Below are 12772 nucleotides of genomic sequence, written 5' to 3'. Positions count from 1 at the left end.
CCTCCCCAATCAATCGTTAAGTGCTTATTCCCTTTATCTATTATATATTATAATTTACAGGGATTCAAGTATTGATCAATTTTATGGGCTTGTCTATTTTTACTCACTTGAAATCTCTCATTCTATCTTATATACTCAATATTATGAAACCGGATAAGATTATACAGTGGCAAAAATTAGGTTTCGGAATGTTTATTCATTACGGGCTTTATTCTTTATGCGGAGGTGTTTGGAAGGGTGAACCTATAAAGAGCGGTTACAGTGAACAGATTTTAAGTCACGGTAAAATTCCTAAAGAAGAATATAAGGCCTTACAAAATAAATTTACCTGTAAAAATTTCGATGCGGAAAAAATATGTGCTCTTGCAAAAGCTGCAAGAATGAAATACATAATTATCACAGCAAAGCACCATGACGGATTTTGTCTTTTTGATACAAAGACTACCGATTATAATTCTATGAAGGCACCTGCAAAAAGAGACCTTGTTGCAGAACTTTCTAACGCATGCAAAAAAAACGGTTTAAAGTTCGGGCTTTATTTTTCTTGGATAGATTGGGACTGCGAATTTGCTCTTCCTATAAGCGATCATAACAGCGATAAAATTCCGCCCAAGCATCAAAAATTTAATCTTGAGCAGCTGAAAGAGCTGGTTACAAATTACGGCCCCCTTTGTGAGCTTTGGATGGATATGGGCTTTCCTACGAAAAAACAAAGCGAAGAGGTGAAAGCTCTTGCTCAACAACTTCAGCCTAACATGATGATAAACGGCCGTATATGGAATGACTGCGGAGATTTTTGTACAATGGGGGATAACAAATTTCCTGATAAAAGTTTAAATGTTCCTTGGCAAACCCCTGCTTCAATTTACCATGAAACATGGGGCTACCGTTCATGGCAAAAACGGGGAGATAAAAATAAAAAGGCCCAAGAGCTTATAGAAAGCCTTATAAGGGTAAGAGCTATGGGAGGTAATTATCTTTTGAATATCGGCCCAAAGGGCGACGGCTCCGTGGTAGCTTTTGAAGCTGAAGTCTTAAAGAAAATAGGCAGCTTTTTTAAATCAAAAGCGCCTTCTCAAGGGTGCGCAAAAAAACTTTGTAAAGAATTAAATTTAGATATTCCTCAAGATAGTATTTTAGAACTAAACGGAGAAAAAAACGAAATCCCCTTTACAAAAAAACTTTACCGCTTTACTGGAAAAGATTATTATTCTTCTCATTTTATTTGTACAGAGCTTGAACTTAATCTAAAAATTTCAAAAGGCTTGCACAAAACAAATTTGTGGACAATAAGCCTCGCCAGAAAAAAGCCACTATCTCAAGATGAGGTTTTGGAAATAAACGGAAAGGAATTTTGCTTCCCTGCAAACAAAAAAGAATTGGAAATTTTTAAAAACATAAAAATAGAAAAGCCTCTCACAATTTCAGTATCTACAAGCGGAACACCTTCATTGCGTAAGGCCTTAAAACAGGATAACTTAATTTTAAGAGTAGGAGGAAAATGATGGCATTGGATTATTTGATTTTATATTTCACTATTTACAGTTTTATCGGATGGTTTTGTGAAGTAGTCTATTGCTCGCTTTTACAAAGGAAGTTTGTGTTAAACCGAGGAATGCTTTACGGACCTGTATGTCCCATATACGGTTTTGGGGCTTTGATTTTAATTTTTTCGCTAAAAAATTTAATCCCTTATCCTATAGTTTTGTTTTTTGCTGCCGTACTTTTGACAAGTGCTCTTGAATATGCTGCGAGTTTTATTTTAGAATATTTATTTGATACCCTTTGGTGGGATTATTCAAAACACAAACTGAATATTAACGGAAGGGTTTGTGCCCTTAATTCGACGCTTTTTGGAATATTGGGGCTTGCTTTAATGTATATAGTAAATCCTTTTATTTCAAAATATGTAAATCAAATACCCGATCTATTTATCTTGATTATTTCAAAAGCCTTACTTTTTATTTTTATTGCCGACTTTATTTTTACGCTTAAGGCTCTGATCGGTCTCCATGATGCGCTCTTACATATTAAGACTTTGACAGAGAATTTTTATGCACATCTTGAATCGCTTGATATACATGAAAAAATAAGCGAAAGCAATATTGCAGAAAGTTTTAATCTTCTGCGTGAAAAACTAAAACAAGACGGATATTCCGCTTATGAAAAAGTACAGGAACAACTTAAACTTATTGCCGAAAAAAACAAGGTCCGTATTTTATCGGCCTTCCCGAATATGAGGCAGAGAAAAAATAATTTACACCTAAAACTTTTAAAATATTTTAAAGATAAAGGGTCAAATTAAAAAAGAGGAATAAAATTCAAAATTATCATTGATGATATATCTTTAAATAGCTTATAATTGTTTTTTGTTATAAAATTGTAAATAATAGATAATTTTCGAAAGTCTTAAACTTGTATATGCCAACTCTGCTTCTTGTAATTCTAGCTTCTGCAAACTACATTCTACTTCGCTAATGTACCCAGATGAGTACATAGTTTCTGCTTCTAAATTGCGCAATTTAAGCGCTTCTATTTTACTATTTGCATTTTTTATTTGTTCATCAAGCATTTTAAGGTTGTTACGGATTTGTATTGCTTGCAAATTTAATTTTTTATTTAGCTCTTCTTCATTGATTCGTTGAATTTCTTTTAAATTTTTGAACTGTTTATTCAAACTATACTCCTTTGCAAAAGGATCAAGATTTATGGTCATACCTAAATTTACATTCCATGTAACTTGATTTTTTTCTTTAAATGTCTCGCTCACACTTTCAGAAAAAGATTTATAACTTTCCTTGTTTGCATTTGGCGTAAAATCACATGATATATAAAATTTAGGGATGTATGAAATATAGCTTTGTATTTGTGAATTCCAATCACTATGCAATCGTAATTTATTTAATCTTGCGATTAATAAATCATTAATTTCAAAATTATCCAAAAAAAATTCCCATAATGAAATCCATTCGTCGAGATCATTTATCGTATAGTTTTCATATACACCAATTAATTTTAAATTTTTTTTTGCAGTTTCAAATTGAAACATCGTCTTAATCATTTCATTTTGCTTATCAGTACGTTTATTACTGCGATCTTGCAACTCTAAACTTGAAAGTCTCCCTTGTATCCACAAATTTTCATCTTTTTTTCAGCAAGTATCAAAAGTTTTTCATATTCTTCATTAATTTTAACGTTTTTTTTAATAGATAATAATTTCCTAATGCCTGCACAGTAGTAGAAACTAACTTAGCTTCAAAAAGCTGTTGTTCAATATTTATAATTTCCATTTCATCTTTCTGAGAGTATAAATCATACTGCTTAAGTTCAGAAAAAATTGATGGCACGATAAACAAAAACGGAAACTCTAGCTTTGCCCCTGTAGTAAATCCATAAGAAAATTCTTTTGGCGTTATGTTGAAAGCATTACTAATCTTATGTTTGTTAAATAATACTAAATTACCTCCAAGCGGCAAATTTTGAGTCACCCCTAAGGTTAGATCAGTAGTGCTTAATCTTACTTTTTTATTTGATAGAAAACCACTAACTGTTTGTTCAGTTGTAATTCCAAGTTTAGGAAGCCATTTATATCGTTCTAGTTTTATATTTTCTTTTAGAATATTGATCGAATAAAAATTTACCTTTGCTGACGGATTATTATTGCTCAAAATATTCAGTAGGGAATCATAAATATTTGCTTCTGAAAAAAGATAAGTTACACAGGTGAAAGACAAACAATAAATTATAACAAAATATTTTTTCATATATTACTCCGTTAGTTTTTTTAATAGGTATGAAAGTATTGATTGTTCAGTTAAAATTATTGTAGAGTCAACTTGCAAGCCCGGTTTTAAGGGAAAACTTAATCCTTTTTTATTTTTCAGTTCTGTTACATTTAATTTTACTTTGACAATATAAATAAGGTGCTCTCCCGTATTCATCGCATCTGGTGAGATAGTTTCGATTACTCCATTAAGTTTATCAAATTCGTATTCAGGGAAAGCCGGAAACTTCATCTTCACTTGCATGCCTGTTGCCATTTTTCCTGCTTTAGAGGCTGGTACATTGATATATGCATAATAACCAGATTCGGCAGTTGGGATAATAGTTAATACTGTTGTGTTAGCAAAAAGAAAATCATTTTTATTAATTGATGATTGCATGAATATTGTCTCATTTATTGGGGCATAGATTGTTGCATTATTTATAGCTAATCTTACCTGAGATAAATTGGCATTCAAGTTATTTTTCTCTACTTCATAGGTTTCTTTTTCATTTAAAAGGGATGTCAAAAAATTTTCCGAGTATTGAGATAAATTTAATTCTGCATTTTTTACATTACGTTTTAATGTTAAAACCTGTTCCTTTGTTCTACTAGCTTCTGGTAGTTTTAGTGTATCATTAAGATATCGTTTTTGTAAATTTAATGTTTCTTTTAAATTTCCCCTTACTTCAAAAAAAAGCTTTGCTCGCATATATGCTTGACTATACTTTGGATTTATGTGATTTTTATTTGCATAAAAGCTCTTTAGTAACAGGTCATTGTCTCGTTTCTTTTCTAATAATAATGTAAGTCTTGCGACTATATCTTCTTCATTTTTGATATCGGCATCAGTGTTTAATTTTAAGAGCACGTCCCCTTCTTTGACAATAGAGCCATCCTTGCAAAAAATTTTTTGCACTTCGCCAGTTCGTCTAATTTTAACTATAGAAACATCATCAGATGGACGAACTATTCCATAAGCTCTTATGACATCCTCACACTGTCCGAATATCAACCAAAATATCAAACAAACAAAAAAAGCCCCTATTATAAAAATAATTCTGTCTTCAAATTTACTTTTTAACCCATACAATAGTTCACTGGTGTATGATAATTCATCTACTGATACAATTTGTTTCATTTTTTCCTATGTTTTGCATATTCCACAGATTGTAATAAAAATCTTCTTGCTTTAATAATTCCTCGTGGGTTCCATGTTCAACAATTTCGCCTTTGTCAAAAACGAAAATTTCATCACAGTCCTTTGTTGTAGCTAGTTTATGAGAAATAATAACGTGTGTTTGATTTTTAGCGATGTCATTGATATTTTTCATAACATCATGTTCCGTAACACTATCCAATCCGGAAGTCGCTTCATCCAATATTAATATTTGCGGTTTTTTCAAAATAGTTCGAGCAATTGCAATCCGCTGTTTTTCCCCTCCTGACAAACTTGTACCACGTTCACCTACTATGGTACTAAACCGTTCTGCTAGATGTGTGATAAATCGATCTGCACCTGCTATAGAACTTGCTAAAAAAACATCTGACATGCGTGCAGAAGGATTACTTTCTCGAATATTGTTTGCTATACTTCCTGAAAAAAGTAACGAGTCTTGTTGGATATACCCTATTTTTTTTCGTAGTACTTTTGTATCATAATCTTCAATATTTTTTCCATCAAGCAAAATCTCACCGGCATCCGGTTTATATAGTTTTACCAATAATTTTGCCAATGTACTTTTACCAGAACCGGATTCCCCAACAAAGGCAACTTTAGAACCTGAATGAATTTTTAAACTCACATCTTTTAATGTCTGTCCTCGAGCTCCATAGGAAAAAGAGACGTTTTTAACTTCAATTGCTCCTAATATTTTATCCGGGACTATCTTTTCTACTTCATTTTCCTCATCAATTTCTGGAGCTTCTTCAAAAATTTCAGAAAGCCGTTCTGCAGCCGTTTTTGCTTCTTGTAATAGTGGTTGTAACGTTAAAAGCCGTGATAATGGATCTAAAAAATAACCTGACAAAATTACAAAAGAAATTAACTGACCTAAACTCATCTTTCCTTTTAAAATTGCCAGACCGCCGATCCAATAGACGGCAAGACTGCCACATTTATAGACAAACATTTGAAAAACGTTTTGAAAATTTACCATCGAAGCTATTTCAATATTTTTTCGTGTTGCTTCAACCAATACAAATTCTGCCTTATCATTTGCAATATCTTCACTCGCAATCGATTTTATGGTTTCTATTCCTGTAATAAGCTCAACCATACAAGACTGTTTACTAGCTTCAGCAATAGCTCTCTCTTTCATTTTTTTTTCATATGGTTTTGCAAAAAGCAAAACTCCAATAGCGCCAATCACTACCGGCACCAATGCAACAAATGCCAAATTCGAACCTAACATAAACAAAAAGATAATTCCAAAAACAATCATCACCGCATCCATTGCCACAGATAACGACGTAGATGAAACTATGTCCCTAATTGTCGCACTGTCATACATTCTTGAAATAAGCTCGCCTGTCTTTCTATTTGAAAAAAAATTCATTGGTAGTTTTAATAGATGGCTAAAATATGATTGCATTAATGCATTATCAATTTTAAAACCCATAATATTAAGAAGTTGATTTCGAGCAAGCATTAAAAGTGATTAAAAAATTATGACAACTAAAAAAACAATGCAAAATACGTTAAAGTTTTTTCTAGTCCTCCGGCAAGGACTTCATCAATTAAGAATCGGAAATAAAAAGCTGAAGCAATGCCTAGAACTGCTAACATTAAACTTGCAAAAAAAACTTTAATCCATACATTTTTATATGGTGCCGATAGTTTAAAGAAACGTAGGATATACGAATCGGAATCTCCTATTTCTATAAACTTAGCTTGAACCGATTCAACAGTAACATAATGGTTGCCAACTGACGTAACAACATGTGCAATAAAAGGCAACTTTACATCATTTGGAATTTGTTTTTCTTTAGAGATAACGCCTCTACAGTCAGAACCAAAAGCCTTAGCGGCTTTTGTTATCCCAAGACCAGAAGTACCTTCTTGATCTGTGTGTGCAAACTTTCTTATCCGCTTTACCGCAATGCGCTTTCCATAACGTCTTGCAATTGTGGCAATATAGGCTGCAGCACAATCGGTTTCATCTTTTTGCAATACAACATCTTTCTTCATCAAATACCTTATATTTTTATCTAATTGAGCTTCTTATTGACTAGCACCAATAATCGATTGAATACGTTAGTTATTCTGAAATAAACTAATAATTACTCCACTGTTATTATTTCAATAGTTTTCATAAAGTCTTCACTTATTTTATACAATTCCCGTGCAGTTTCACTTTCGATTGTACCGTCAACTATCTTTTTTACAAATTCATCATGTCCAGTTTCGCCTGAAGGCATTTCTTCTTTCCAGTCTCCATTTTCTTCAAAGTACTCTGGGGCTTCTTGTTTGAATTCATCAGCGCCCCTTGAAAAGGTACATTCTAGCGTATACATGGGCGTTGTTGTATAATAACTCATTTGAAACATAGAAATATCAGGTGCAAATTGCGAAACCCGAATGTTTCGTGCAAATTTGTGACCATTCACTTCAACAGCCCCTCTAGCAGTTCTCAAATCTTGCGGTAAAGTTGAAACAGACAAAACAGCTTTTGCATATTCTTGAAATGTTTCTGGCAGTTCGAATTTAATGGAATCATCTATATAGTTTTTTTGAATGAGCTGTACATAAAAATTCAAACCATTTTTTAATTCAGCGTTAATATAATAATAACCTTCTTTGTCATTTGGCATTAACCTGTATTCTCCATTGTTAAAAGAAATTTTTGTAATCTCTTTTTCGATAAGAGCAATCCATGGTTCTTCTGTTTTAGTTTCAACACCTGTTGAATTTTGTACAACAGTGCTTGCTTCGTTTTGCACTTCTGTTGCAGTTTCTGTTTCCCTTGTAATGCTTTGGTTTCTGCTTACATTAGTGTTTTTGCTACATCCAATGAGCATTCCTAACAATGCCAATACATAAATCAGCTTTTTCATAAAAATCTCCCAGTACAAATTTATACCTCTTAATTTTTATACTTTAAATCTTTCAACCTCGCTTACGAGATTGCCGATATTTTCTTTATTTTTTTGCGAAATGATATTGACTTCTTGAGTTGCTTCATTTATTTGGAGTGCACCTGCTGCCATTTCATTCATGCTTGCAGTGATAACTCTTGTAAGGTCATCAAGTTTTTGCATTTCAACGGCAATGTTTTTTCCTCCCTCAAGCATTTCGGCTGAGCCGTCATTTACCTGAGAAGTTATTAAATTGATATTATGAATTGCCGTCAAGACTTCACGGCCTCCGTTTTCTTGCTCTTTCATTGCAAGCATAAGAGTCTCACTCATCTTTTTTACTTGCTCCGATAAGGCAAAGATGCTGTCAAATTTTTCTTCAGCCAATTTTGAAGAAGATGAAAGGTTTTCAATTTCTTTGCTTAAAACCTTTAAGGTTGAAGTTATTGTTTTTCCTTGTGAGCTTGATTCTTCTGCAAGTTTTCGAATTTCGTCGGCAACAACGGCAAAGCCTTTTCCGGCTTCTCCGGCATGAGCTGCTTCAATCGCTGCATTCATAGCAAGAAGGTTTGTTTGACTTGCTATATGTTGGATAACGCTTGAAGCTTCTAAAAGGCCGCCGGATTCCTCCGAAATTTTTTGAGTTACGGTATTTGATAATGAAAGAGTTTCTTTTCCTTCAGCTGTAGCTCCGGCAAGATTTTTGATTGCATAATCTGTTCTTGCAAGGGTCTGGGTTATGGAGCTTATGTTTCCTACCATTTGCTCTATTGCCGATGAAGATTCGGCTACACTGGCAGCTTGAGATTCTATCATGCCGTTTAATTGTGCGATAGTTTTAATAATCTGTTCGATAGTCGCTGAGGTCTCGGTAACGCTCGCTGCCTGTGTAAGAGCTTGTTGTTTTACTCCTTCTATGTTTGTGCTTATTTGATGGATAGCACTTGCCGTTTCCGTCATATTACTTGCAAGCTCATTTCCTATATGTTCCATCTCCTGACTTTCGGAACCTACCGTTTTGATTGAGTTCCCGATTTTTTCAATTGTTTTGTTAAAGTATTTTGATAAATCGGTTATTTCATCATTTCGTTTGATAGGTAAGCGTACCCTTAAATCTCCATCCCCATCTGCAATATTTTTAAGAGCCTGAACTGTTGATGTAATGGGCTTTACTATTGTAAGGGCGATAATAGCTGTAAGTATAATAGATATAATCAATATGGTAATGCCTATAATTCTGATTGTGATTTTTAAAGGCCTTAGACTGCCGGTAAGTTCATGAACAGGAGCACTGATTATTACTTTCCAGTTTTTAGTTTTCATAGGAGAATAAGCGGCAATTTCTTTTTGTCCTTCATATACAAATCTAGCTAAACCGGCTTCAGAAGATGCTAAGACTTTTTGTTCAAAATCGGCAATGCTTTTAAGTTCAGGGTCGGATACAGCTTTTTTAATGCTGTTCTCTTGGTTTTTAACCAGTTCTATGTCCTTGTCGGCAATCGTTGTTCCTGAAGCATCGATAATATAGCAGCCGCCCGTTTCTCCTATTACGATGTCGTCGATTAGATTGTTAAGATCTAAGCCGTTAACAACGGCACTAAACACGCCTAAAATATTGTGTTCATCATCATAAATAGGTACGGAAAATATAATTTGAAGTTCACCAGTTGTACGGCTTATAAGAGGCTCAGAAATAAAATTTCTGCCTTTAATAGCCTCCTTATACCAGTCCCTATCACCGACAAAAATGGAAGTTCCGTCAGAAGAATATCTTATACCGTTTTTATCGGAAACTCCAAAGTATTCTATCGTTTTATTCCGCTCTGCATCTTTTTGTAATGCCCTTACTTTTTCAAAAAAAGTGAGGCTGGAGTCGCGCAGTGCCGGCATACGGGCAAGGCCTTCCAAAAAATATAATAAGGCATTGGCCCGGCCGTCGACAATTTCTGCCGTATCCTTTGCCTTCATTATTAAGGCCTCTTCAATTTGTCCCATTAAGGCATTTCTTGCTACAAATAAAGCAGAGGCTCCCATCGTAAATCCTCCTATCAGGATTAACCCACCAAAAAAGAAAACCAATTTTCTTAAGATAGAAAACCGTATTCCTTCCTTCTGATAAATTTTTTCAGCTACCATAATTTAGAGTTCCTTTCAAATGTTATTTTAAAAACTATTTGTAATTGATTTTTATTGAATGTACATTAAGAATTGACAGATGCGATTGTACACTAATTTTTTTATTTTTACTAGGCGTTTATGCAATAAATAAATGGAAAATATTGTAATGGAGAAAATTTATAAAATAGAAATTTAGTGCCGATGTTTTTTTACGAGCCTGTAGATTTATATTTTGAAACTCCGAGCCGCCAAAAAAGATAAGCAGGAATCAAAAACAAAAATGAAAGAAGGGGTAAAAAGGCAAGAGCGGGATTTTTGTATTTATCGAATAAAAACAAAAGCGGATAATATTGGAAAAGGGCATAAGGAATTATAAATGTGCAAAAGCGTAAAATTTTATTTCCGTATATTGAAACAGGGTATGAGGCAAAGGTTCTGGCTCCGTCGGTAAAGATATTCATAAACTCAAGGCTTTGTATGGTAAAAAAAGAAATAGCTGCATAGATTAAAAAGAGCCCTGAAAATACTGCTATGCCTCCTAAGAGCATAAAGAAAACAGTCAATACCTTTAAAAAAGACCAATCTATATTTCCGAATCTTAAACCGTAAAAAAATAAAATGACGGCTATGAGCAATCTTCCTATCCTTGAAAATTCGAATTTACTTCCCAGTACTTGAAGGGGTAAATTTCGGGGACGCAAAAGAAGCCTGTCAAAGTCTCCGGTTATAATCAGTGTAGAAAATGAATCAAAGCCTCGTGCATAGCTTTCGGTAATGGCAAAACTTAACTGCATTATTGAATAACAAAAAACAACTTCGGCAAAGGAAAATCCTTTTATCGACTGAAAGCGCGCAAATAAAAAATAAAGAGCTGCCGCGCTGTTACAGGTTAAAAGGAACTGCCCCAAGCAGGATAAAAAAAATGAAGCCTTGTATTGCATTGTGCTTTTTAAAAGAATACCTAGATATTTAAAATAAAGTTTTAAGCCGTTCATAATTATCCTAAATTTTAATTAGCCTCCTTGCACTACCAACCTTTTTTCTGCTGCTCTTGCAATAATTTTTCCCGATAAAAATAAAACGAGGAGCCAGAAGACTTGTAAGAGTATTTTTTTACCTGCATCGGCAGGTAAAATATCGTAAGAAAAAATTCTTAAAGGAATATTTTGAATTCCAGTAAAGGGAGAAAATTCCAAAATCTTTTTTATTGTTTCAGGGAAAAAAGGAATAGGGATTATCTGCCCCATGAGCATCTCGGAGGCCGAGAAAAATACTATTTGAAGCCCTTTGGGAGAAACAGTAAAAAAACAAAGCACGTATATCAGGCAGGTAAAGGCTGCTGCCGTGCAAAGCCCCAATATCATAGAAGCTATAAATATAAAAAAGGTAATAGGATCTGGCATTATCAAACGGTAAGGCTGAGGTAAAATTGAGGCAATTATTAAAACCGGAAAACATCTTAAAAGACCTCTTGCAAGTCTTAATGCAACCGAGCGGGTAAACCAAAGATTGTATATGTTTATCGGTTTAGACATTTGATACGCGATGGAGCCCGAAACAATCGAATCGGTTATATCACTTTCAAATGTCCACATTGCAAAAAACGCTAAGAAGGCCTGCTGCATCCAAATATAAGAAACAAAAGCAGAAAAGCCCATAGGAAAATTTTCCGGAGAAGATTCATAAAAGGCCTTAAATAAAATGATATTTAAAGTTCCCCAAGCAAATTGAGTTGAGATACCGGCAAGAGCTGCTGCCCTGTATTGTAAGTTTGCGATAAAACGTATTTTAAAAAAAGAAAGATATTTTTTCATAAGCCGTACAGCCCTTTAACAATTGGTAACTTCTAAAAACTTCAGTTTTTTGAAGTTTTCCTTGATTTTAATTTGCGATGTTTTTCATAAGTCATTGACATATAAAGGCTTATGAAAAACTCGTCGGGCATCTCTAAAAATCCAACAAGGTTTTTAGAGATGCCCAATCTCTTTATAAAACTCGGCAAGGCTTTCATCCAAAGATAAGGAATCCTTCTTAATGTCTTTTAATGTGCCGTCCAAAAGAATCTGTCCTTTGTCTATTAAAATAATTCGCTCGGTAATTGCTTCTATATCCTGCATATCGTGGGTTGTTAAAATAATAGTCGTTTTATTTTTTCTGTTGAGTTCCGAAATAAATTTTCTCACCGTCAATTTTGAAAGAGCATCAAGACCGATTGTCGGTTCATCCAAAAAAAGAATTTTGGGACTGTGTAAAAGCGAGGCTGCAATTTCGCACTTCATCCTTTGGCCTAAAGAAAGTTGACGGGCAGGTGTTTTGACAATTTCTTTTAAGTCTAAAAGATTGATCAGCTCTTCCAAATTGTTTTGAAAAAGATTTTGAGGTACAGAATAAATATCCTTTAAAAGTTCAAAGGAATCTATAACGGGGATATCCCACCACAGCTGAGTTCTTTGCCCAAAAACTACACCGATGTTTTTTACATATTCCACTCGCTTTTTCCATGGAACAAGACCTGCAATTTCACAAGTTCCCGAATCGGGAGTAAGGATTCCGCATAGCACCTTTATGGTAGAACTCTTTCCGGCTCCGTTCGGGCCGATGTAACCTATGGTTTCTCCTTCGTTAATCGTAAAAGAAATATCGTTTAAAGCTTTTACATACTCATAGTCCCTCTTAAAAAGAGCCTTTGCTGCTTCCTTTAAGCCCTTATTTCTTTTTGCGACCTTGTATGTTTTGCAAATATTTTGAACCTTAATCATTTTTTCTTCCATTTTTAAAAACGAATCATCAGGCTTTGTAAGGCCGTTAAATCAA

At 34.0% G+C, this 12772-nt stretch carries 12 protein-coding genes; 2 read left to right on the top strand and 10 right to left on the bottom strand.

Translation table 11 applies throughout. From position 1 onward, the window contains the following. Positions 1 to 83 precede the first annotated feature (83 nt). Entirely contained in the window at positions 84 to 1505 is a 1422-nt protein-coding gene (locus JO40_RS04920; RefSeq protein WP_144242327.1) for an alpha-L-fucosidase, read from the top strand. After that, positions 1505 to 2305, top strand: a complete 801-nt coding sequence (locus JO40_RS04915) for a putative ABC transporter permease (protein WP_044978371.1) — start codon at positions 1505 to 1507, stop codon at positions 2303 to 2305. The genes JO40_RS04920 and JO40_RS04915 overlap by 1 nt, the downstream gene beginning before the upstream one ends. Before the next feature lie 51 nt (positions 2306 to 2356). On the opposite strand, the gene JO40_RS04910 is transcribed toward JO40_RS04915, so the two are convergent. The 10 genes from JO40_RS04910 to JO40_RS04870 all read right to left on the bottom strand — a co-directional run bounded on the left by JO40_RS04910 (position 2357) and on the right by JO40_RS04870 (position 12717). Further along, entirely contained in the window at positions 2357 to 3136 is a 780-nt protein-coding gene (locus JO40_RS04910) for a TolC family protein (RefSeq protein WP_044978370.1), read from the bottom strand. A 25-nt stretch (positions 3137 to 3161) separates the two neighbouring features. After that, positions 3162 to 3764, bottom strand: coding sequence for a TolC family protein (locus JO40_RS04905; protein WP_044978369.1), 603 nt, complete (start codon positions 3762 to 3764; stop codon positions 3162 to 3164). Positions 3765 to 3767: 3 nt separating this feature from the next. Further along, positions 3768 to 4904, bottom strand: a complete 1137-nt coding sequence (locus JO40_RS04900; RefSeq protein ID WP_044978368.1) for an HlyD family secretion protein — start codon at positions 4902 to 4904, stop codon at positions 3768 to 3770. Next, entirely contained in the window at positions 4879 to 6384 is a 1506-nt protein-coding gene (locus JO40_RS13095) for a peptidase domain-containing ABC transporter (protein ID WP_338065266.1), read from the bottom strand. Before JO40_RS13095 ends, JO40_RS04900 begins: the two co-directional genes overlap by 26 nt. Before the next feature lie 56 nt (positions 6385 to 6440). Continuing rightward, a complete protein-coding gene (locus tag JO40_RS14495; protein ID WP_049992342.1) occupies positions 6441 to 6953 on the bottom strand; it encodes a cysteine peptidase family C39 domain-containing protein in 513 nt (170 codons plus the stop codon). A 92-nt stretch (positions 6954 to 7045) separates the two neighbouring features. Then, on the bottom strand, positions 7046 to 7819 hold the full coding sequence (locus JO40_RS04890; RefSeq protein WP_044978367.1) for a hypothetical protein: 774 nt from the start codon (positions 7817 to 7819) through the stop codon (positions 7046 to 7048). A 36-nt stretch (positions 7820 to 7855) separates the two neighbouring features. Continuing rightward, entirely contained in the window at positions 7856 to 9976 is a 2121-nt protein-coding gene (locus JO40_RS04885) for a methyl-accepting chemotaxis protein (RefSeq protein WP_044978366.1), read from the bottom strand. 191 nt (positions 9977 to 10167) lie between these two features. Next, positions 10168 to 10953 carry an ABC transporter permease gene (locus JO40_RS04880; protein WP_044978365.1) on the bottom strand — a complete coding sequence of 262 codons (786 nt, stop codon included), beginning with the start codon at positions 10951 to 10953 and terminating at the stop codon, positions 10168 to 10170. Between the two features lie 18 nt (positions 10954 to 10971). Next, the gene (locus JO40_RS04875; RefSeq protein ID WP_010693502.1) at positions 10972 to 11772 is read right to left on the bottom strand and encodes an ABC transporter permease; all 801 of its coding nucleotides are present in this window, start codon (positions 11770 to 11772) and stop codon (positions 10972 to 10974) included. Between the two features lie 153 nt (positions 11773 to 11925). Continuing rightward, on the bottom strand, positions 11926 to 12717 hold the full coding sequence (locus JO40_RS04870; protein WP_044978364.1) for an ABC transporter ATP-binding protein: 792 nt from the start codon (positions 12715 to 12717) through the stop codon (positions 11926 to 11928). Positions 12718 to 12772 lie beyond the last annotated feature (55 nt).

Origin of the sequence: Treponema putidum (genome assembly GCF_000755145.1) — a bacterium.
GTDB classification, from domain to species: domain Bacteria; phylum Spirochaetota; class Spirochaetia; order Treponematales; family Treponemataceae; genus Treponema_B; species Treponema_B putidum.
This window is presented reverse-complemented; position numbering and strand designations above follow the sequence as displayed.